The organism is Amycolatopsis vastitatis (assembly GCF_002234595.1).
GTDB lineage: Bacteria > Actinomycetota > Actinomycetes > Mycobacteriales > Pseudonocardiaceae > Amycolatopsis > Amycolatopsis vastitatis.
This window is the reverse complement of the sequence record NZ_NMUL01000007.1, coordinates 427,190-447,156: the sequence shown is the minus strand read 5'-3', so window position 1 is coordinate 447,156 and position 19,967 is coordinate 427,190. Positions and strand designations below refer to the sequence as shown.

Here is a 19,967-nt window from a genome sequence, read left to right as displayed (position 1 = left end):
GCGCCCGCCCGGTTTCCGCCGGTGACCGCTTCCAGCGGGAAGCTCGCCGTCGAGCTGGAGGGGGCTTCCCGGAGCCCCCTCCAGCGTCCGGCCGTCTTTTGTCGGTGCCCGGCGCTAGCGTGCGCGCATGGACACCCTTGCCGCCGACCTGCGCCGGTACCTCCAGGAATCGCGCGAGAGCCTGGTGAACAGCCTCTCCGGGCTGAGCGAACACGACATCCGGCGCCCGATGACCCCGACGGGGACCAACCTGCTCGGCCTGATCAAGCACGTCGCCGGGGGCGAGCTCGGCTACCTCGGCGACTCCGTGGGCCGCCCGGCGCCGGTGAAGCTGCCGTGGTTCGAGGACGGTTCGGTCTGGGACAGCGCGGACATGTGGGCCATGGCGGAGGAGACCCGCGAGGAGCTGGTCGAGCTGTACCGGACGGCGTGGCGGCACTCGGACGAGTCGATCGAACAGCTGCCGCTGGACGCGCCGGCGTCGGTGGCGTGGTGGCCGGAGGAGCGGCGGACCACCACGTTCGGCTCGCTGCTGGTGCGGGTGACCGCCGAGACCGCGCACCACGCCGGCCACGCCGACATCGTCCGCGAGCTGATCGACGGCCGCCCCGGCGCCGACCACGCCGACATCGGCGACGCGGCTTGGTGGGAAACGTACGTGGAGCGGATCCGGGAGGCAGCCGACCGGCATCGGTGAGAAGGAGCTTCAGCCCACCGGCGTCACCGCGTAGTCCTTGACCCGCATGGAGTCGTGCATGCGCACGCCGCCGGTGTTCAGCTTCGCCAAGGCCCTGCTCGCCCCGGCCGGCAGCGCGGAGATCAGCCGGCCGCCCCGGGCCAGTGCCCACACCCCGGCACGGGAGGCCGGGATCAGGCTCCGCGTGGCACCGATCGCGAAGGCACGGCTGCGGCGCACCAGCTCGCCCATTTCCCGTTCGTAGGCGGCGAAGGCGCGCTCGTGGTCGCCGCCCGCCGCGGCCAGCTCGCCGGCCAGGACGTACGCGCCGAGCACGGCGAGGCTCGTGCTGCCGCCGACCGCCGGGCCGGGGCAGTAGCCGGCGTCGCCGACGAGGGTGACGCGCCCGCGTGACCAGGTCTCGAGCTGGAGCTGGGTGATGGAGTCGAAGTAGAACGGGCCCGGGCCGTCCAGCTCGGCCAGCCAGCCGTCGACCTGCGGGTGCAGGCCGGCGAACGCCTCGCGCAGGAGTTCCTTCTGCCGCGGGACGTCCCGGTGGTGGTAGTCCAGCTCCTGGTCGCGGCGGAACAGGAACACCGCGCGGGCCTCGTCCAGGTGCCGGGCGCTGTAGATCCCCGTGGTGCGGCCGGCCCCGAGGTGCATGACGGTCTCGCCGTCGAGGCCGAGGGTGTCGGGCAGGGACAGCACGGCCAGGTACGCGCCGATGAACTTCGTCAGCCCCGCCTCCTCCCCGAACACCAGGCGCCGCACGTTCGAGTGCAGCCCGTCGGCCCCGACGACGACGTCGAACCGGCGTGGCGCGGCGTGTTCGAAGGTGACCTCGCCGTCGGGGGAGATGCTGGTGATCGAGTCGCCGAAGAGGTACTCGACGTCGTCGCGGCCGGCGTCGTAGTAGATCTCGCTGAGGTCGTCGCGCATGACCTCGACGTGCCGGTCGGAGGTGGCCTGGATGATCTTCGCCAGGTTGACCCGCACCGGACGGCGGGTGCCCTCGCGGTACAGCGTCATCCGGGTGGTGCCGGTGGCCAGGGCCTCGACGCGGGGCAGCACGCCCATCCGTTCGGTGATCTCCATGGCCGGCCGGAACAGGTCGACGGCGTGCCCGCCGGTCTTGCGCAGCGTCGGCGCGCGCTCGACGACGGTGACGTCGAAGCCGTACCGGGTGAGCCAGTACGCCAGCACCGGACCCGCGATGCTGGCACCGGAGACGAGAATCCGCATGAATACCTCCCTGACTTAACGATAGGTAAGTTGTACCACGTTCCTTACCTATCGTTAAGTCAGTTATGCTGGGGTCGTGCCGAAACCCTCCGACACCAAGCAGCGCATCCTCGACGTCGCCCGCGACCTGTTCAGCAAGCAGGGGGTGCAGCGCACCAGCCTCCAGGACATCGCCGACCGGCTGGGCATCACCAAACCCGCGCTCTACTACCACTTCCCGTCGCGGGAGGACCTGGTGCGCAGCATCCTCCAGCCGCTGCTCGACGACGGCGAGGAGTTCCTCCTCGCCCAGGAAGCCCGCGGCGACACCCGGGTGCGGGAGCTGATCGAGGGTTTCTTCGACTTCAACTACCGCCACCGCGCGCCCGTCATCATGCTGCTGGCCGAGATGCCGACGCTGGCCGACCTCGGGCTCATCGACCGGGTACTGGGCTGGCGCAAGCGGCTCACCGAGCTGATCTGCGGCCCCGAGCCGACGCTCGAACAGTCCGCCCGCGCCGTCCTCGCCCTGGGTGGCCTGCAGGACGTCTGCATGCAGTTTCCCGACGCCCCGGTCGACGAACTCAGGGCCGCCGCGGTCGCCGCGGCCCTCGACGCCCTCGGCCGCTGAAACTTTTCCGGCGGCGCGTGTCGAGAACGCGCCACCGGCTCCGTCCCAGGGACATCAAGACACTTCCGGAGAAGGAGACGACCATGCAGCAGAACGAGATCGCCGAGGTGCTCGACAAGCCGCTCAGCCGCGAGCTGCTCGCCCGGGACATCACCCGCCTGGCCTACGTCGCCAAGGACGGCACCCCGCGCAGCATCCCGATCGCGTTCACCTGGAACGGCACGGAGATCGTCCTGTGCACGACGAAGAACTCCCCGAAACTGCCGTCCCTGCGCGCCAACCCGGCCGTCGCCCTGACCATCGACACCGAGGTGCACCCGCCCAAGATCCTCCTCATCCGCGGCCGCGCCGAGCTCGACGTCGTCGACGGCATCCCCGAGGAGTACCTGCGGATGAACGGCACCTACGAGATGACCGCCGAGCAGCGGGCCGAATGGGAACGGGAAGTGCGCTCGCTCTACGACGGCATGGTCCGGATCGTCGTGACCCCGACCTGGGCCAAGCTCATCGACTTCGAGACGACCCTGCCGAGCGCCGTCGAGGAGCTGGCCAAGCAGCGGGCCGAACGCGGCTAGCGGACCGCGGCGCGCTCGATGATCGCTCCCGTGTCGACCCCGGCCGGGAGCGTCCCGAACGCGATGCCCCAGTCGCCGCCGAAACGGGACGCGCAGAAGGCGTCCGCGACCGCCGGATGGCCGTGGCGCACCAGCAGCGATCCCTGCAGCACCAGCGCCATCGCCTCGACCAGCCGCCGCGCCCGGTACTCGATGCCGTCCAGGTCGGTCAGCTCCTTGCGGACGCGGTCGACGGCGTCGTCCAGCCGCGCGTCGCCGCCGGCCGCCCGCTCGACCTCGGCGAAGAACGCCGCGACCGACTCCGGCTGCCGGCCCATGGCACGCAGCGCGTCCAGCGCGGCGACGTTGCCCGACCCTTCCCAGATCGACGACAGCGGCGCCTCGCGGTAGAGCCGCGGCATCCCCGACTCCTCGACGTACCCGTTGCCACCGAAGCACTCCAGCGCCTCCGCCGCGTGCGCCGGCGCCCGCTTGCACACCCAGTACTTCGTCACCGCCAGCCCCAGGCGCCGGAACGCCTGCTCCTGCGCGTCGTCCCGGTTGTCGCCCGCCGCGGCGAGCCGCATCGCGACCGTCGTGGCCGCTTCGGACTCGATCACCAGGTCGGCGAGGACGTTGGCCATCAGCGGCTGGTCCACCAGCGCCTTGCCGAACGCGTGCCGGTGGGTCGCGTGGTGCACCGCCCGCACCGCGCCCAGCCGCATCCCGGACGCACTGCCCAGCGCGCAGTCGAGCCGGGTGTTGTTGACCATCTCGATGATCGTGCGGACCCCGCGGCCCTCCTCGCCGACCAGCCAGCCCACCGCGTTGTCGTATTCGATCTCCGACGACGCGTTCGAGCGGTTGCCCAGCTTGTCCTTCAGCCGCTGCAGCCGGATCGGGTTGCGCGAGCCGTCCGGCAGGACGCGGGGGAGCAGGAAGCACGACAAGCCGCCCGGCGCCTGGGCCAGCGTCAGGAACATGTCCGACATCGGCGCCGAGGTGAACCACTTGTGCCCGACCAGGGTGTAGCTGCCGTCGGCCGATCGCGTCGCCGTCGTCGTGTTCGTGCGGACGTCGGAGCCGCCCTGCTTCTCGGTCATCGACATGCCCGCGATCAGGCCGCGCTTGGTGCCCGGCTCTCGCAGGCCGAAGTCGTACTCGGTCGCCGCCAGCAGCGGCTCGTACCGCGCCGCCAGCTCCGGGTTCGCCCGCAAGGCCGGAACCGCCGCGTACGTCATCGAAATCGGGCAGCTGTGCCCGGCTTCGACCTGGCCCCACACGTAGAACTTCGCCGCCCGCGCCGCGTGCGCGCCTTCGCGCGAATCCCGCCACGGCGTGCCGTGCAGTCCGTGCGACACCGCGACCGTCATCAGCTCGTGCCAGTACGGGTGGAACTCGACCTCGTCGATCCGGTGGCCGTACCGGTCGTGCGTGCGCAGCACCGGCTCGTTCTCGTTGACCAGCCGGCCCCACTCCTGCGCCTGCTCACTCCCGGCCCGCCGGCCCAGCTCGTGCAGCTCGTCCGCGGCCCAGCCCGCGCCCGCCCGCTCGAGCCCGGCCAGCAGAGCGGGATCGTCCGCGACGTCGTGGCCCGCCAGCGGCGGGACCTGGTTGGTGACCTCATGCGTGACGGGCATCGGAACCTCCCAAAGCGCGGATGACGAACGTGCGAAGCTCGGCGACGTCACCGGCGTTGCCGCTGGTCAACGGGCCGATCAGAACCTCGGCGGCGGCACCGACGAGTGCCGCGGCGGTGAGCCGGCCGTCCTGCGCCGGCAGCGAGCCCTGTTTCACCCCGGCGGCGACGTGCTCGGCGACGACCTCGGTGAACGCCCGCCGGAACTCCAGCCGCTCGGCGTCGATCAGCGCGTCGACCGGCTCGGCGAGCAGCGCATAGGCCTGCCTCGGGGCCTTCAACGCGCGCTGGGCGAACGTCTCGAACACCGCCAGCACCCGCTCGGCGGGGTCACCCGGTGCCGCGGACGCCGCCCGGACCGCCTCGACCTCCCGCGTCACGACCTGCCGGAACACGTGCACCACCAGGTCGGCTTTGGTGGGGAAGTGGCGGTAGACGCTGCCCACGGCCACCCCGGCGCGCTCGGCGACCGCGGCGACGGAACACCCGCCGTAGCCGTGCTCGGCCAGCTGCTGCGTCGCGGCGGCGACGATCGTGTCGCGCTGGGCGTCCAGGCGTTCCTGCACCTTCGGGGTGCGGCGATAGGGCACGTCAAGAAGTGAAGCACTGATTCATTACTTCAGTCAACGCTCCAGCAGCCGCTTCGCGCCCCGCACCTCCCGCTCGACGTCCGCCCGCAGCTTCCGCCGGAGGACCGGTTCGGCGAACCAGCGCAGGGGAGCGGTGAACCCGAACGCGATCCGCCGCCGCACCCGGATCCCGCCGTCGACGGGCGTGCACTCGAAATGCGCTTCGAACGTCGAAACCCGGCGGGCGAGGCGGTTCTCCGGCCGTTCGGGCAGCTGGACGTCGACCCGCTCACCCGGCGTCAGCGTCATCCGCGACACGACCTTCGGCCCCGGGCCCAGCCCCGGCAACGCCGAGCGGAACCGGAACTCGGTGACGTCGCCATCCCGGCGCACCCAGTCGATGCGGCCCAGCTTGCGGTCGATCTCCGCGTACCGCCGGGGATCCATGACCAGGCCCAGAAAGGCCTCCGGCGAGCACGACACAGTCTCTTCCACGATCACTTCCACCATAGAAAGAGAGTAATTTCTCACTATGGCTCGAACAACCCCCGGCGTCACCCGCCGCCGCATCCTCGACGAGGCCGTCCACCTCTTCGCCACCCGCGGCTACGACGCCACCTCCGTCGCCGACATCCAGGCCGCCTGCGGCCTCAACCCCGGCAGCGGCGCGCTCTACAAACACTTCCCGTCCAAAGCCGCCCTCCTCGAAGCGGCCGTGCACGACAACCTCTCCCGCCTGACCGCCCGCGCAGCGGAAACCGCCGACGCCCGCCTCCCGGACGACCCCCGCGAGGCCCTGCGCATCCTCGCCGACGTCGTCTGGGCCTTCATGGCCGCCGACCGCGACCTCATCCGCCTGATGATCCGCGAATTCACCGGCTTCCCCGAGCTGTTCGAGCGGATGTGGCAGGGCGTCGTCGCCACCGTCTACCGCCGCGGGACCGAATGGATCACCACGCTGCGGGACCAGGGGAGAACCCCGGTGACCGACCCGGAAGCCACCGCCGCGGTGCTCGTCGCGTCGCTGACCTACTACCCGATCCTCGACGTCCTCATCGGACACACCCCCGGCGACCTCGCGCCGGACCGCTTCCTCGCCGCCTGGCTCGACCACGCCGTGGCGGCCCTCGACCTGCGCGGCTGAGGACCCGGTCAGGTACCCCGCTTCACCAAGGCCACCAGGTACCGGCACGGCTCCAGCCCCGGGTTCGCGAACACACAGTCCGCCGCCGGCCCCAGCTGCAGGCAGTCCCCGGCGTCGAGTTCGTGCACCTGCGCGCCCTCGTGAAACCGCAGATGCCCCGCCAGCACCCAGATCTGCTGGTGCAGGAACGCATACGTCCCCGCCGCCAGCGCCACCTCCGCCCCGGCCGGCAGCTCGACCTCCACCAGCTCCAGCGGACGGCCACCCGCGGGGGAGACCGACCGCCGCCGGTACCCCGTCTCCGGATCCACCCACACCGGCTGCTCCGCCGCGCGCACCAGCCGCCGCTCGTCACCCTCGGCCCGCGCGATCAGCTCCGACAGCGTCATGCCCAGCGCCGCCGACAGCTTCGCCAGCAACGCCGCCGTCGGCTGGACGTCGCCCCGCTCGATCTTGCCGATCATCGCTCGCGAAACCCCCGATCGCTCCGCGAGCAGAGCCACCGAAAGACCTTGCGACGTCCGCGCCGCGTTGACGGTGGCGGCCAAGCGAGCACTCAGGGGGTCGGTCATAACTCAGATACTATCTGACTCAATCTGGCTACCATATGAGCCATGATCCGAGAAGCCACCACGCACGACGCCGACGCCTGCCTCGCCGTCTACGCGCCCTACGTCACCGACACCGTCATCTCCTTCGAAGCCGAGCCACCCGGCACCACCGAAATGGCCCGCCGCATCGCCGGCGCCCACACGTGGCTCGTCCTCGAAGACCAAGGACGCGTCGCCGGCTTCGCCTACGCCCACCGCTTCGCCGAGCGCGCCGCCTACCGGTGGTCGTGCGAGACGACCATCTACCTCGAACAAGGCCGACGCCGCACCGGCGCGGGACGCGCACTGTACGAAACGCTCCTGGAGCGGGTGCGCCAACGCGGATACCACCGCGCCTTCGCGGGCGTGACACTCCCGAACGACGCCAGCACCGGGCTGCACCGCGCACTGGGCTTCGAACCGGCCGGGGTCTACCGCCGCGTCGGCTGGAAGCACGGCGCCTGGCGCGACGTCGCCTGGTTCCAGAAGGACCTTTGCGCAACTGAAGGTTGCACATGTGTCCCGGCTGAGCTAACGTGAAACGCAACCAAACGTTGCACAAGGAGCCGGGATGGAATACGGAACACTCGAACGCGAAATCCACATCGACGCCGCCCCCGAAGTCGTCTTCGACGTCGTGAGCAGCCCCGAGCACGTCCGCGAATGGTGGCCCGACGAAGCCGAGTACCCCGCCGAACCCGGGGGAGCGGGACGCATCGGCTTCGGCGGCACCTGGGTCCAGTTCACCGTCGTCGACGCGGTCCCCCCGAAGCTCTTCTCCTTCCGCTGGGCCCACGCCGAGGGGGAGACCGCCGCACCCGGCAACTCGTTCCTCGTCGTCTTCGAACTCGAAGCCGCCGGCACCGGAACCCGCCTGCGGATGACCGAAACCGGCTTCCGCGAGCGCGGCTGGGACGAAGCCAAGCTCGTCGCCGAGTACGACGACCACGCCAACGGCTGGGACCGCTTCCTGTCCCGGCTGCCCGCCTACGCCGCCAAGGTCGCCGGAGCCACCCGGTGAGCACCGCCGTGGACGACGACCTCTGGTCGGCCATCGGCGACCCGACCCGGCGCCGCATGCTCGACCTGCTGCTGAACGAGGGGAGCGGAACGGCGACCAGCCTCAGCGACCACCTCCCGGTGACCCGGCAGGCCGTGGCCAAACACCTCGCCGTCCTCGACCGCGCCGGCCTCGTCCACGCCCGCAGCGCCGGACGCGAAAAACAGTTCCACGTCGACGAAGCCCAGCTCGCCCGCGCCGTCGCCCAGCTCACCGACGTCGGCAACGCCTGGGACGCCCGGCTCCGCCGCATCAAGCAGATCGCCGAAACCATCGAAAGGAACCGCTAGCCATGGACATCCTGCACCGCATCGGCATCCACAACACCACCCCGGACAACGTCTACGAAGCGATCACCACACTCGACGGCCTGTCGGGCTGGTGGACCGAAAAGACCCTGGGGGACACCGAACCCGGCGGCGTCATCTCGTTCCGTTTCATTCCGGGCGGCTTCGACATGAAGGTGCTCGAACTCGACCCGGGAAAGCTCGTGCGCTGGGAAGTCGTCGACGGACCGCCGGAGTGGATCGGCACGACGATCCGGTGGGACCTCGAACAGCGCCAGGACTACACGATCATCCTGTTCAAGCACGAAGGCTGGCGCGAGCAGGTCGAGTTCATGCACCACTGCAGCACGAAGTGGGCGATCTACCTGATGAGCCTCAAGCAGCTCGTCGAGACCGGGGAAGGCGCCCCGAGCCCGCGCGACGTGCAGATCAGCGACTGGCACTGACGTTACTTGACATAATGTACATTATCGGCACTTGGGGACCTGCTGGAGCGAGGTTCGAGAGGGGCGGAAGAACCCGGACGTGGCCGCCTGGCTTGCGTGAGGGTGTTCGCTTCGCCAGGACGGCTCCTGTGAGGGTTTCCACGGCGGCTTGCCCAAGAGGCCACTCAATCTCGCCTCTCCGGAACCCCCGAAGCATCCCCTGAGGGTCGCGGACGCGAGGTCCCGTCACCCGACCGTAAAACGTCACGGTGACGAAACTATGGCAAGGATTAGGCGCCGAAGTGCTGATCGACAAGAGTTGGTCCGGCGCATCCCGGCCCGGCGGCTCAGGCTTCAGGCCCTGCCGGCGCCGGCCAAGGTTGTCGAACATGTGTGCGCATCCCTGGCGGGGCTCCGAGGGCCCGAAACGGTCTCCGGAGAGTGCCGTGTCCCCCGAGGGGATCTTCCTCGGTCAACCCGGCGTTTCATGCATAATTGCCATTATGCATGAAACGCCGGGTTCGGACCCGGCCGCGGAAACTGTCGGTGGTGTGCGGTACAAGATCCACATGAAGGTTTCCGAGGCCCAGCAAGCCTTCTTCGCCGCCCGCCGTCCTCGCAAGGACTCTCCGCACACCACCGACGCCTACCGCCGGGACCTGGCCGGGATCACCACTCTCCTGGTTTCGGAGCTCGGCCGTCCGGCCGAGGACCTGGAGGTCGCCGACCTCACCGGGCCCGCGCTGCGCTCGGTGTTCGGGGCGTTCGCGGACGGCCACGCGAAGAGTTCGGTGCTGCGGGCTTGGTCGACGTGGAACCAGTTCCTCACGTTCTGCGTGGCCGACGGTCTCCTGGAAGGCAATCCGATGGGTGCCGTGGCGCGGCCGCGGACGCCGGCGCTCACGCCGAAACCGTTGCGGGGTGAGGAAACCCCGGAGCAGCTGTTGTCGGCGGCGGCCGCGGGTTCGCGGCGCGCGCGGGACCCGTGGCCGGAGCGGGACGTGCTGGTGATCGCGCTGGGGCTGGTGGCCGGGTTGCGGGCGGCGGAGATGCGCGCGCTGACGTCGAGGTCGCTCGTGGGGCGTGCCGGTGAGCTGCGGTTGCACGTGAAGGGGAAGGGCAGCCGGGACCGGTCGATTCCGGTGCAGCCGGTGCTGGCGGAGCTGATCGAGCGGTACCGGGAGTCGTGCCGGGTGCGGTTCCCGAACGTGCGCTTCTCCCCTGGTTCGCCGTTGTTGCTGGATCGGGCGGGTGAGCCGATCGGGCGGGGTGCGCTGGAGTACCTGGTGAAGTCGTGTTACCGGGGTGCGGGGTTGCACGACCGGGTGCCGGTGGGGGCGAATCTGCACGCGTTGCGGCACACGTTCGCGACGCGGCTGGCGGAGGACGGGGCGACGGCGTCGGAGATCATGGCGTTGCTGGGGCACGCGAGCCTGGCGACGAGCCAGAACTACATCGAGGCGACCGGCCGGGAGCAGCGGGCGGCGGCGGCGAGCAACCGGACGTACCGGGCCCTGGATGGTTTGGGGTGAGGTCCCGGTCAGCGGAGTTGTTCGAGGTCTTTGGCGGCTCGGGCGACTTCGAGGGCCAGTGCGCGCAGTTCGCGGGCGTCGGAGCCGTCCTCGGCGGCGGTGACGATGTCTTCGGCCGCGCAGCGGAGCTGGAAGAGGCGGTCCTGGAGGGCGGCGACTTCGGTGTCCGAAAGCACGACGGCGTCTTCGGGGAGTCCGCTGCGCTGGAGTGCGGTGCGGCGTTCGTAGGCGCGCTGGCGGCAGGACTGGCCGCAGTAGCGGCGGCGGCGGCCGACGTTGCCGCCTTCGGGGAGGCGCCGTCCGCACCAGCCGCAGTGCCGGGGCGCGCCGCGGCGGCCAGGGACGAGGTCGACGGGGGCGGGCTGGGCTAGTTCGGCGGCTTCCCTCACTCGGGAGACCCTAGCTGGCCATCGTTTGCTCATGCCGGGGTCATGGCGGAAGTGCACACTTGAGGGATGCAGGTGTCGTTTCCGTATCTGGCCGATCCGCTGCCGCGTGCCTTCGCCCACCGGGGGTGGCACCTCGGCGAGCTGGACGGTTTGGAGAATTCGCTGCCGGCGTTCAAGCGGGCGTGTGCCGAGGGGTATCGGTATCTCGAGACGGATGTGCACGCGACGGCGGATGGTGTGGTGGTGGTGCACCACGACCCGCACCTTGATCGGACGACGGACGGGTCGGGGCCGATCGCGGCGCAGACGTGGGAGCAGCTGAAGCACGTCAAGGTGGCTGGGAAGGCGCCGCTTTCGCGGCTGGAGGACGTGCTGGAGGAGCTGCCGGACGCGCGGTTCAACGTCGATGTGAAGGCCGATCGGGCGGTGGAGCCGTTCGTCGCGGTGCTGGAGCGGACGAAGGCGTACGACCGGGTGGCGGCGGCGGCGTTTTCGGATGCGCGGCTGGTGCGGTTGCGGAAGCTGGCGGGGCCGAAGCTGGCGACGGCGATGGGGCCGCGGTCGGCGTTGGCGTTGTGGGCGCGGGGGAAGCTGCCGTTGCTGCCGCTGGGGCGGCTGGTGCTGGGGGCGATGGCTCAGGTGCCGGTGCGGCAGGGTGCGTTGCGGGTGGTGGACAAGGCGTTCCTGTCGATCGCGGGGCGGTCCGGGATCGAGGTGCACACGTGGACGATCGACGATCCGGCGGAGATGCGGATGCTGCTGGACCTGGGTGTGCACGGGATCGTGACGGATCGGCCGGATCTGCTGCGTGAGGTGCTGATCGAGCGGGGTGTCTGGCGGCAGTCCCAAGAGTCGTGAGTGGTCAGCGGGGTGGTTTGCCGGTCCAGGCGGCTTCCCAGGTCTTGGGGCCGAGGAGGCCGCTGTCCTTGATGCCGTTGGCGCGTTGGAGGTCGAGGACGGCGGTGCGGGTTTTCTCGAGGTAGCAGCCGGTGCCGGTGAAGCCGTAGCCGAAGGCGTTCATGCGGAGCTGGAACGTCTTGAGGGGTGCGGCGCAGTCGCCGTAGGAGTAGACGACGCCGGGCCAGGCGGGTTTGGGGCCGCCGGGGCCGGGGGGCGGGGTGGGCAGGCCTTCGCCGCCGATGTAGGCGGCTTCGGCGTAGGTGGGGACGCGTTTGCTGCGGGCGTCGGCGTCGCCGGTGAGTTTGAGCATGCCGGCGCATTGCCAGGGTTGCCAGCCGCGCATGCGGTAGAGGTAGAGGGCGCGGTAGTCCTGTTCGGCGGGGGCGGCCTGGTCGGGGCGGCCTTGTCCGCCGACGCTGCGCCAGGTGGTGAGGTTGAACTGGTAGGCGCCGTAGTAGCCGTTGCCGGTGTTGGTGGCGTAGCGGCCGCTCGATTCGCACATGCGGAGCTGGGCCCAGGCGGTCGCCGCGGGGTCGGCGGAGGCGACGGCGGGGATGGTGAGCTGCAGACCCATGGCGGCGAAGGCGAGGAGCAGGACTCTCGCCACGGTGCGTCGGCGGTTCTGGATCATGCGAGCACAGTAGGAGCGTGTCCCGTTGGCCACAACAGACACACTCTGCCCTTCAGTCTCACATGAAACAGTGTTCACGTTTGCCGGCGACACGCCGTGACGCGTGGACGGGGTGTCGTCCGGTGGTGGCGGATGATCACGAAGCGACAAACCGGACACGGTTTCGGCGGTGCGGTCACCGGGTCTGCTACCTCCCCGTAGTCTCCGCGCTGACCTGGAAGTTCCCGAGGCGAAGGAGCCGTGGATGACGCTGGCCGGGACGCGCTCGACCAAGCGCGAGCGCTGGGGCTGGTATTTCTACGACTGGGCGAATTCGCCGTTCTATTCGTCGACGACGACGGTGTTCGGCGCGCTGTCGATGAGCTCGATCGCGGCCGAGGACGCGAAGAAGAACTTCACCCTTAACGGGGACCGTGCGTGCCTGGACGCCGCGGGTAAGGCGGACACGCTGCACAACTGCGACGTGACGTTGTTCGGGCTGCACTTCCCGGCCGGTTCGGTGTGGGGCTACCTGCTGTCGGTGGCGACGGTGGTGCAGGTGCTGGTGCTGCCGATCGCCGGCGCGGTGGCCGACCGCAGCCACAACAAGCGGCGGATCCTGGGCGGGTTCGCGTTCCTGGGCGCGGTGGCCGCGGCGGCGATGTTCTTCCTGGCGGGCTCGGACTGGCAGCTGGGTGCGGTGCTGTTCATCGTGGCCAACATCGGCTACGGCGGTTCGCTGGTCGTGTACTACTCGTTCCTGGTGGACATCGGCGGGCCGGACGAGCGGGACGACATCTCGGCGAAGGGCTGGGCGTTCGGGTACCTGGGCGGTGGGCTGGCGCTGGCGTTGCAGCTGGGGTTCTACCTCGGTCACGACACCTTCGGGGTGAGCGAGGGCACGGCGGTGCAGATCTGCTTCCTGACCTCGGGGCTGTGGTGGGCGTTGTTCACCTTCCCCGCGGTGCGGGCGCTCCCCCGGCGGCACACGCCGGTCGACGTCGCGCCCGGGCGGTCGGTGCTGCGGGCGGGGTTCGCGGAGCTGCGGCAGACGCTGGTGGCGGCGAAGGCGTTCCCGTTGACGCTGGCGTTCCTGGGCAGCTACCTGGTCTTCACCGACGGGATCAACACGGTGGTGACGGTGTCGGCGCAGTACGGCAAGGACGAGCTGGGGTTCGGCAACAGCGTGCTGATCATGACGATCCTGGTGATCCAGTTCGTGGCGTACCTGGGTGGCACGCTGCACGGGCTGGTGGCGCGGCGGATCGGGGCGAAGCGGACGATCCTGGGCAGCCTGGTGGTGTGGATCGTGGTGCTGGGCGGGGCGTACTTCGTGCAGCCGAAGCAGATGCTGCAGTTCCTGGCGGTGGCGGTCGGGATCGGGCTGGTGCTGGGCGGGACGAACGCGTTGTCGCGGTCGCTGTTCAGCCAGATGATCCCGGCGGGCAAGGACGCGCAGTACTACTCGCTCTACGTCGTGGGTGAGCGCGGGACGTCGTGGCTGGGGCCGCTGGTGTTCGCCGGTGTCGGGCAGGCGACGGGGTCGTTCCGGCTGGCCATCGTGGCGCTGGTGGTCTTCTTCGCGGCGGGGCTGGTGCTGGTCTGGCTGGTGCCGGTGCGGCGTGCGATCGTGGCGGCGGGCAACACCCCGCCGGGGGTGCTGTGAGCACCCGATAGGGTCGGGCGTCGTGACCTTGCTCAACGACCAAGCCGACGGCCTCGATCCCACGGACGCCCTGTCGTCGGTCCCCGCGGCGGGTTCGCGCCGCGGGACGCCGCCGGTGGGCAGGCTGAAGTTCTGTTACGGGCCGATGGACTGCGGGAAGTCGACCTTGGCGTTGCAGATCGACCACAACCACGCGCGGCAGGGCCGCCGGGGTCTGGTGCTGGTGCGCCACGACCGCTCGGGCGCGCCGCAGATCTCCAGCCGGATCGGGCTGACCCGGCAGGCGGTGGAGGTCGGCGAGGACACCGACGTGCGGGAGCTGGTGCGGCAGGAGTGGGCGCGCGGGCAGCACGTGGACTACGTCGTGGTGGACGAGGCGCAGTTCCTCTCCCCCGCGCAAGTCGACCAGCTGGCGGAGCTGGCCGACGGGGTCGAGATCGACGTCTACTGCTTCGGGATCGCGACGGACTTCCGGAGCCGGCTGTTCCCGGGGGCCGCTCGTCTGTTCGAACTGGCGGACGAGCTGCAGCCGGTTCAGGTGGAGGTGCTGTGCTGGTGCGGGCTGCCCGGGCGGTTCAACGCGCGGGTCGTCGACGGCGAGGTGGTGCGCGAAGGCGACACTGTTGTGGTGGCAGATACCGAACAATCCGTAGTTGAAACTTCAGCTTCAGCACGTTTTGAGGCCGATTTCGCTACTGTGCGTTATCAGGTATTGTGCCGTCGCCACTTTCGATCGGGTGACTTGGGGCCGGTTACTGCTCATCACGGTCAGTTACGGTTGACCTGAGCGAGACGCGAGTAGCCCATCCGGGGGATATCCGCACTAAGAAGGCCGTATTGACGTCACGCCGGAGCGCGAAATGCCTCCTACTAGTGGAAGCTGATGCCGGCGGGTGACACAGCTCATCGTGAGCAACGACATGGCATCCCGGGAATCCTCGGGGCCGCTGAGTCGTTGCATAGGGTGAGCACCACCCTGGCTCCACCCCGGAGCTGACTGAAAGGACCCATCATGGCCGACCGTGTTCTTCGTGGAAGCCGGCTGGGAGCGGTCAGCTACGAGACCGACCGCAACCACGACCTCGCCCCACGCCGCACCGTGCGTTACGCCTGCCCGAAGAACCACGAGTTCGAGGTGCCGTTCTCCGACGACGCCGAGATCCCCACGGTCTGGGAGTGCCGCCTGCACGGGAGCGAATCGGAGATCGTCGATGGTGGGCAGCCCGAGCAGAAGAAGGTCAAGCCGCCGCGCACGCATTGGGACATGCTGCTCGAACGGCGCACGATCCCCGAGCTCGAGGACCTGCTCAACGAACGTCTCGCCGAGCTCAAGGGCCGCCGGACCTCCCGGTCCGCGTGACCCCGCGAGCCTCGGCCTTGTAGCCCGAGCTCTCACCACAACGGAAAGGCCCCCGCGACCTCCCCCCGCGGGGGCCTTTCGCCTACCCGGACCACTGGCCACGTACCCGGAACGTCGGCGTCAGGCGGTGCGGAACGGGCCTCCTAGTGCTGCCCACTGGAGCAGCATGATCGTCTTGGCGTCCGCGATCTCGCCGGTCTCGATCATCTTCAGCGCCGCCGGGAACGGGAACTCCACCACCTCGATGTCCTCGCCTTCCTCGGCGAGTCCGCCGCCTTCGCCGCGGGCGGCCGGGTCGTAGGGTGCCGCGTAGCAGTGCAGGCGTTCGGTCACCGAACCCGGGCTCGTGTAGACGTCGAAGACGTGCTGCAGCTCGCCGATGCGGACGCCGGTCTCCTCCTCGGCTTCACGGCGGATCGCCGTTTCCGCGTCGTCTTCGTCCAGGAGGCCGGCCGCCGTCTCGAGGAACATGCCGTCCGGGTGGTCGTTGACGTAGACCGGGTAGCGGAACTGGCGGGTCAGCAGCACCGTGCCTCCCGCGAGGTCGTAGAGCAGCACAGTGGCCCCGTTGCCCCGGTCGTAGGTCTCGCGCTGCTCGGTCGTCCAGTGACCGTCGCCGTGCTGGTAGTCGAACGTCGTGCGGCGCAGGACGTGCCAGGCCGAGGCCAGCAGTTCGACGTTCGTGATCCGGACACGCGGGTTGCGGTCCAGGCTGGGGACGCTTGTCGAAGAGGTCATGCCGCGACCATAATGTGCACGACTCGGAACGAACAAGGAGGATCGTGCATGCTGGTCGGCGAACGCCGTGAACTGCTGCTCGCCCGGCTGGCGGCCGACGGCAAGGTGCTGGCCAAGGACGTCGCGGCCGAGCTGGGGGTCTCCGAGGACAGCATCCGCCGGGACCTGCGTGACCTGGCCGCGGCCGGGCTCTGCCAGCGCGTCTACGGCGGTGCGCTGCCCGTCTCCCCCGCCGTCGCCGACTACGCGAGCCGCGGGTCCATCGCCGCCGCCGGCAAGGACCGGGTCGCCGCGGCCGCCGCCCGCCTGGTCCGGCCCGGCTCCACGGTCATCCTCGACGGCGGCACCACCACGCTGGCGGTCACCAGGGCCCTGTCCCGGGACCTGGCGGCGACCGTCGTGACTCACAGCCCGACCGTGGCCGCCGCCCTGCTGGACCACCACGGCATCGAGGTGTTCCTGCTCGGCGGCCGGCTGTTCCGCCACTCCGCGGTCACCTGCGGCGCGGCCGCGGCCGAAGCCGCGCAGGCGATCAGCGCCGACGTCTTCCTGCTCGGCGTCACCGGCGTCCACCCCGAAGCCGGCCTGACCACCGGTGACGCCGACGAAGCCGCGATGAAGCGGACCCTGGCCCGCCGCGCGGCGGACACCTACGTGCTGGCCAGTGCCGAGAAGCTCGGCGCGGCGTCGCGGTTCACCGTGCTGCCCTTCGCCGACATCGCGGGTGTGATCACCGACGCCGGCGAGGACGACCAGAACGTGCAGAAACTTGCAGCGATGGGGGTCGCGATCACCGGCGCGTGACGTCGACGTACCACTCGCGTCCGGCCACCAGCGCGAACACCGGCGCCGGCAGCCACACGAGCACCCGCAGGACCGGCGCCAGCCGCCCGGTGCCGCGCACATCGGACACGTGCGCGGCGAGTGCCGCCTGCTTGCGCGCGGCGAAGCGCCGGACGTCGAAGCGGTGGGTGATGGCCGAGGCCGGGCTGTAGGCGCGGCTGAGCGCGTCAGTGTCGTAGCGGAACGGGATCCGCAGCGCCCGGATGAGCCGGGTGAGCCGCACGACGACGTCGCGCGGCATCGTCGCCTCCAGCAGCCGCGTCCGGGTCAGTGCCGCCGCGCGCCGGCCGACCTGGTGGACCTTGACGTGGTCGGGGTGGCCGTAGCCGCCGTTGGGGTCGTAGCCGAGCAGAAGGTCGGCCCGCTCCTCGTGCAGCAGGGCCGCGAGCCGGTGGGCGGCCTCCTCGGTGCCGGCCCGGACGAACCGCTGCCGCCCCGGCGGGTCGGCGTACAGCACGGGCCCGTGCCCGCTCTCGGCGTAGCCCAGGTGCACGACGCGGTGCACACCGAGGACGGCGGCCGCGGCGCGCAGCTCGTCCCACCGCGGCGTCGGACACTCGGCGCCCATGCCGTCGGTGGCCACGACGACCACCACCCGGTGCCCGTCGGCCGCGGCGCGCGCCAGGGTGCCGCCGCTGAGCAGCACGGGGTCGTCAGCGTGGGCGTGGAAGGCGACGATGGTGCTCATCGGCCCCATGATGCCCGATGAGCACGTCCGTCAGCGTGACCCGAGAATCCCCCGCAGCTGGTTCCAGCGGCGCTCGGCGCCCCACTTCGCCACCCGCAGGAACGCCTCGCGGATGATCGAGCCGTTCATCTTCGACTCGCCGATCTCGCGCTCGGTGAACGTGATCGGCACCTCGACGATCTCGAACCCGGCGTCGGCCGTGCGGATCGTCAGGTCGATCTGGAAGCAGTAACCGTGGGAGTTGACCTCGTCCAGGGCGAGCTTCTCCAGCACCGGACGGCGGTAAGCGCGGAAGCCCGCCGTGATATCCCGGGTCCGCATGCCCAGCGCGATCTGGGAGTAGACGTTCGCGCCGCGGGAGAGGATCTGGCGTTTCAGCGGCCAGTTCACCACGCTGCCGCCCGGCACGTACCGCGACCCGATCGCCAGGTCGGCGTCGCCGACCGCGTCCAGCAGGCGGGGCAGGTCCTCGGGCGCGTGCGAGCCGTCGGCGTCCATCTCGACGATCGTGTTGTACTCGCGCGCCAGGCCCCAGCGGAACCCGGCGACGTAGGCGGCGCCCAGGCCGGCCTTCTCGGTCCGGTGCAGCACGTGGACGCGCTCGTTCGCGGCGGCCCGCTCGTCGGCGAGCTCACCGGTACCGTCCGGGCTGCCGTCGTCCACCACCAGCACGTGCACATCCGGGAGTGCCTTGTGCAGGCGGTCCAGGATCGGGCCGAGGTTCTCCCGCTCGTTGTAGGTCGGGATCACCACCAGCACCGGCTCGATTTCCCGGGCCCCCCGCGGCGCCTGCGACATCCGTCTTCCTCCGAATCCGCGGCGTCTCAGTCCGCCGCTTCCCCTGCTGCCGTGCCGGCGCTGTCGCGCCGGGTGCGAAAACGGAGTACGAGCCCGCCGGCCACCCCGGCGATCGCCAGAGCCAGCAGCCCGTACTCCGTCCACGCACCTAGTCGATCCGACAGCGTAGTCTGTGTCCGCAACGGGACGCGCCCGACCAGGGACTCCGCCGTGAAAAGGCCCGTTGAGCTGGTCACGGACCCGTCGGGCGCGACGATCGCGCTCACCCCCGACACGGCCGAGACGACGACGGCCCGGCCGTGTTCGACCGCGCGCAGCCGCGACATGGCCAGCTGCTGGACGCTCATTTCGCTGCGGCCGTACCAGGCGTTGTTGGTCGGCACCACCAGCACCTCCGCGCCCGCGTGGACGGCGTCGCGGGCCGGGTAGTCGAACGCCGCCTCGTAGCAGACGAACACGCCGGCCTTCGTGCCCGCGACGGCCAGCGTCTGGTTCGTGCCGTCGCCGGGGAGCATGTCGACCGTCTCCTGGTCGAGGAACGGCGTGACCAGCTCGGCGACCTTGCGGGCGGGCACGTACTCGCCGAACGGCACCAGCTGCTGCTTCGCGTAACGCTGTCCCGGCCCGGTGCGCGGGTCCCAGGCGATCACGGAGTTCTGGATGTGCCTGTCCGGCAGCTCGTAGAGGGCCCCGATGAGCGCGGGCACGCCGAAGCTCGCGACGAGCTGGTCGACCTGGGGGTCCGGGCCGGTGACGGTCGTGGCGCTCTCCGGCCAGACCAGCAGGTCGGGCTTCGCGACCTTTCCGGCGTGGATGGCGTCCAGCAGCCGTTGGCTCTCGGCGATGGTGTTGCGGCGCAGCAGGGCGCGCTCGCCCTGCAGGGCGAGCCCGATGTCCGGGGCGTTGCCCTGTACGGTCGCGACGGTGAGTTCGCCGTCCTGCGCACCGGTCCCGATCGCCGGCCACAGCGCCAGGCCGGCGACGACCGGCAGGACGGTGCCGACCGCGGCGAGGACGGTGGGCCGGGTGAGCTTGCGCGCGTCCCAGAGGCGTCCGGCGAGCGCGGCCAGGCAGAACCCGGTGAGGACGACGGCGAGGCCGACCAGCGGGGCGCCGCCGATCGAGGCGAGCGGCAGGAAGGCGCCCTCGGGCTGGCTGAACGCGACCCGGCCCCAGGGGAAGCCGCCGAACGGGAACCATGCGCGCGGCGTCTCCAGGGCGATGAACACCAGCGCCGCCCACAGCGGCCCGGCGGGCAGGCGCCAGACGAGCGTGATGAGGCCGCCCGCCAGGCCGTAGTACAGCGCCAGCGCGAACGACAGGCCCAGCCACGGCCACGGGCCGAAGTCGGGGCCCAGGAAGTCCAGCAGCCACGTCAGCAGCGGCAGGAAGAACACGAAGCCGAACGCGAAGCCGTGGCCGAACCCGCCGCGGAAGCGGCGCCCGCGAAGCACGAGGGCGAACCCGGCGAACGCCAGCGGCGCGAGCCACCACAGCGGGCGCGGCGCGAAGCTCAGGTAGTAGGCGAACCCGGACGCCAGTGCCGCGGCCAGGCGCAGCAGCCAGGCACGGGGAAAGCGCCGGGGGCGCGCGGGGAGGTGCGGGGCGCCCGGTTCCGGGTCCGCGACGGTGACTGCCACGGCTGAC

25 protein-coding genes are annotated in these 19,967 nt (G+C 70.6%); 14 read left to right on the top strand and 11 right to left on the bottom strand.

Annotation, left to right across the window (positions count from 1 at the left end; all coding sequences use genetic code 11):
- The first annotated feature begins 127 nt into the window (after nucleotides 1–127).
- Nucleotides 128–697: a DinB family protein gene (locus CF165_RS09335; RefSeq protein ID WP_093947025.1), complete on the top strand. Its 570-nt coding sequence runs from the start codon at nucleotides 128–130 to the stop codon at nucleotides 695–697.
- Nucleotides 698–706: 9 nt separating this feature from the next.
- Here the strand turns inward: CF165_RS09335 and CF165_RS09330 are convergent, their stop codons facing one another.
- The gene (locus CF165_RS09330) at nucleotides 707–1,918 is read right to left on the bottom strand and encodes an FAD-dependent monooxygenase (RefSeq protein WP_093947024.1); all 1,212 of its coding nucleotides are present in this window, start codon (nucleotides 1,916–1,918) and stop codon (nucleotides 707–709) included.
- Nucleotides 1,919–1,994: 76 nt separating this feature from the next.
- Here CF165_RS09330 and CF165_RS09325 point away from each other — a divergent pair, with 76 nt between their 5' ends.
- Both CF165_RS09325 and CF165_RS09320 read left to right on the top strand, forming a co-directional pair.
- Entirely contained in the window at nucleotides 1,995–2,528 is a 534-nt protein-coding gene (locus CF165_RS09325; protein ID WP_093947023.1) for a TetR/AcrR family transcriptional regulator, read from the top strand.
- Between the two features lie 83 nt (nucleotides 2,529–2,611).
- Entirely contained in the window at nucleotides 2,612–3,103 is a 492-nt protein-coding gene (locus CF165_RS09320; protein ID WP_093947022.1) for a pyridoxamine 5'-phosphate oxidase family protein, read from the top strand.
- Here CF165_RS09320 and CF165_RS09315 read toward each other — a convergent pair.
- From CF165_RS09315 to CF165_RS09305, 3 genes are read right to left on the bottom strand one after another with little or no spacing between them, the layout of a single operon-like run.
- Complete coding sequence (locus CF165_RS09315; RefSeq protein WP_093947021.1) at nucleotides 3,100–4,722, bottom strand: isovaleryl-CoA dehydrogenase; 1,623 nt, start codon at nucleotides 4,720–4,722, stop codon at nucleotides 3,100–3,102. The genes CF165_RS09320 and CF165_RS09315 overlap by 4 nt on opposite strands.
- Complete coding sequence (locus CF165_RS09310) at nucleotides 4,706–5,311, bottom strand: TetR/AcrR family transcriptional regulator (protein WP_093947020.1); 606 nt, start codon at nucleotides 5,309–5,311, stop codon at nucleotides 4,706–4,708. The genes CF165_RS09315 and CF165_RS09310 overlap by 17 nt, the downstream gene beginning before the upstream one ends.
- Before the next feature lie 33 nt (nucleotides 5,312–5,344).
- The gene (locus CF165_RS09305) at nucleotides 5,345–5,800 is read right to left on the bottom strand and encodes an SRPBCC family protein (protein ID WP_093947019.1); all 456 of its coding nucleotides are present in this window, start codon (nucleotides 5,798–5,800) and stop codon (nucleotides 5,345–5,347) included.
- A gap of 22 nt (nucleotides 5,801–5,822) precedes the next feature.
- On the opposite strand from CF165_RS09305, the gene CF165_RS09300 reads away from it, so the two are divergent.
- Nucleotides 5,823–6,434, top strand: coding sequence for a TetR/AcrR family transcriptional regulator (locus CF165_RS09300; RefSeq protein ID WP_093947018.1), 612 nt, complete (start codon nucleotides 5,823–5,825; stop codon nucleotides 6,432–6,434).
- A gap of 8 nt (nucleotides 6,435–6,442) precedes the next feature.
- Here CF165_RS09300 and CF165_RS09295 read toward each other — a convergent pair whose 3' ends face one another.
- Complete coding sequence (locus CF165_RS09295) at nucleotides 6,443–7,006, bottom strand: helix-turn-helix domain-containing protein (protein WP_093947017.1); 564 nt, start codon at nucleotides 7,004–7,006, stop codon at nucleotides 6,443–6,445.
- Nucleotides 7,007–7,048: 42 nt separating this feature from the next.
- On the opposite strand from CF165_RS09295, the gene CF165_RS09290 reads away from it, so the two are divergent.
- The 5 genes from CF165_RS09290 (at nucleotide 7,049) to CF165_RS09270 (ending at nucleotide 10,328) form a co-directional block, all read left to right on the top strand.
- Nucleotides 7,049–7,564, top strand: coding sequence for a GNAT family N-acetyltransferase (locus CF165_RS09290; RefSeq protein ID WP_093947016.1), 516 nt, complete (start codon nucleotides 7,049–7,051; stop codon nucleotides 7,562–7,564).
- Between the two features lie 31 nt (nucleotides 7,565–7,595).
- Complete coding sequence (locus CF165_RS09285; protein ID WP_093947015.1) at nucleotides 7,596–8,045, top strand: SRPBCC domain-containing protein; 450 nt, start codon at nucleotides 7,596–7,598, stop codon at nucleotides 8,043–8,045.
- Nucleotides 8,042–8,374: an ArsR/SmtB family transcription factor gene (locus tag CF165_RS09280; RefSeq protein ID WP_093947014.1), complete on the top strand. Its 333-nt coding sequence runs from the start codon at nucleotides 8,042–8,044 to the stop codon at nucleotides 8,372–8,374. The genes CF165_RS09285 and CF165_RS09280 overlap by 4 nt, the downstream gene beginning before the upstream one ends.
- 2 nt (nucleotides 8,375–8,376) lie before the next feature.
- Nucleotides 8,377–8,817, top strand: coding sequence for an SRPBCC family protein (locus tag CF165_RS09275; protein ID WP_093947013.1), 441 nt, complete (start codon nucleotides 8,377–8,379; stop codon nucleotides 8,815–8,817).
- Between the two features lie 530 nt (nucleotides 8,818–9,347).
- Nucleotides 9,348–10,328 carry a tyrosine-type recombinase/integrase gene (locus tag CF165_RS09270; protein ID WP_093947012.1) on the top strand — a complete coding sequence of 327 codons (981 nt, stop codon included), beginning with the start codon at nucleotides 9,348–9,350 and terminating at the stop codon, nucleotides 10,326–10,328.
- A gap of 8 nt (nucleotides 10,329–10,336) precedes the next feature.
- Here the strand turns inward: CF165_RS09270 and CF165_RS09265 are convergent, their stop codons facing one another.
- Nucleotides 10,337–10,717, bottom strand: coding sequence for a hypothetical protein (locus CF165_RS09265; protein WP_093947011.1), 381 nt, complete (start codon nucleotides 10,715–10,717; stop codon nucleotides 10,337–10,339).
- A gap of 66 nt (nucleotides 10,718–10,783) precedes the next feature.
- Here CF165_RS09265 and CF165_RS09260 point away from each other — a divergent pair, with 66 nt between their 5' ends.
- A complete protein-coding gene (locus CF165_RS09260; protein ID WP_093947010.1) occupies nucleotides 10,784–11,575 on the top strand; it encodes a glycerophosphodiester phosphodiesterase family protein in 792 nt (263 codons plus the stop codon).
- 4 nt (nucleotides 11,576–11,579) lie between these two features.
- Here CF165_RS09260 and CF165_RS09255 read toward each other — a convergent pair whose 3' ends face one another.
- Nucleotides 11,580–12,248 carry a transglycosylase family protein gene (locus CF165_RS09255; RefSeq protein ID WP_093947009.1) on the bottom strand — a complete coding sequence of 223 codons (669 nt, stop codon included), beginning with the start codon at nucleotides 12,246–12,248 and terminating at the stop codon, nucleotides 11,580–11,582.
- A 244-nt stretch (nucleotides 12,249–12,492) separates the two neighbouring features.
- Between CF165_RS09255 and CF165_RS09250 the strand changes: the two genes are divergently transcribed.
- From CF165_RS09250 to CF165_RS09240, 3 genes are all read left to right on the top strand, one after another.
- Entirely contained in the window at nucleotides 12,493–13,893 is a 1,401-nt protein-coding gene (locus tag CF165_RS09250) for an MFS transporter (RefSeq protein WP_093947008.1), read from the top strand.
- Between the two features lie 22 nt (nucleotides 13,894–13,915).
- A complete protein-coding gene (locus CF165_RS09245; RefSeq protein ID WP_167441396.1) occupies nucleotides 13,916–14,680 on the top strand; it encodes a thymidine kinase in 765 nt (254 codons plus the stop codon).
- 225 nt (nucleotides 14,681–14,905) lie between these two features.
- Nucleotides 14,906–15,253, top strand: a complete 348-nt coding sequence (locus tag CF165_RS09240; RefSeq protein ID WP_003081521.1) for an RNA polymerase-binding protein RbpA — start codon at nucleotides 14,906–14,908, stop codon at nucleotides 15,251–15,253.
- A 120-nt stretch (nucleotides 15,254–15,373) separates the two neighbouring features.
- On the opposite strand, the gene CF165_RS09235 is transcribed toward CF165_RS09240, so the two are convergent.
- Nucleotides 15,374–15,991 (bottom strand): NUDIX domain-containing protein, encoded by a 618-nt coding sequence (locus tag CF165_RS09235; protein WP_093947007.1) that lies wholly within the window; start codon nucleotides 15,989–15,991, stop codon nucleotides 15,374–15,376.
- A 48-nt stretch (nucleotides 15,992–16,039) separates the two neighbouring features.
- On the opposite strand from CF165_RS09235, the gene CF165_RS09230 reads away from it, so the two are divergent.
- Nucleotides 16,040–16,795: a DeoR/GlpR family DNA-binding transcription regulator gene (locus CF165_RS09230; protein ID WP_093947006.1), complete on the top strand. Its 756-nt coding sequence runs from the start codon at nucleotides 16,040–16,042 to the stop codon at nucleotides 16,793–16,795.
- Here CF165_RS09230 and CF165_RS09225 read toward each other — a convergent pair.
- From CF165_RS09225 to lnt, 3 genes are read right to left on the bottom strand one after another with little or no spacing between them, the layout of a single operon-like run.
- Nucleotides 16,782–17,522 carry a PIG-L deacetylase family protein gene (locus tag CF165_RS09225; RefSeq protein WP_093947005.1) on the bottom strand — a complete coding sequence of 247 codons (741 nt, stop codon included), beginning with the start codon at nucleotides 17,520–17,522 and terminating at the stop codon, nucleotides 16,782–16,784. The two genes, CF165_RS09230 and CF165_RS09225, sit on opposite strands and share 14 nt — an antisense overlap.
- Nucleotides 17,523–17,552: 30 nt before the next feature.
- Complete coding sequence (locus CF165_RS09220; protein WP_093947004.1) at nucleotides 17,553–18,320, bottom strand: polyprenol monophosphomannose synthase; 768 nt, start codon at nucleotides 18,318–18,320, stop codon at nucleotides 17,553–17,555.
- Between the two features lie 26 nt (nucleotides 18,321–18,346).
- Complete coding sequence (gene lnt, locus CF165_RS09215) at nucleotides 18,347–19,960, bottom strand: apolipoprotein N-acyltransferase (RefSeq protein ID WP_093947003.1); 1,614 nt, start codon at nucleotides 19,958–19,960, stop codon at nucleotides 18,347–18,349.
- Nucleotides 19,961–19,967: the final 7 nt, after the last annotated feature.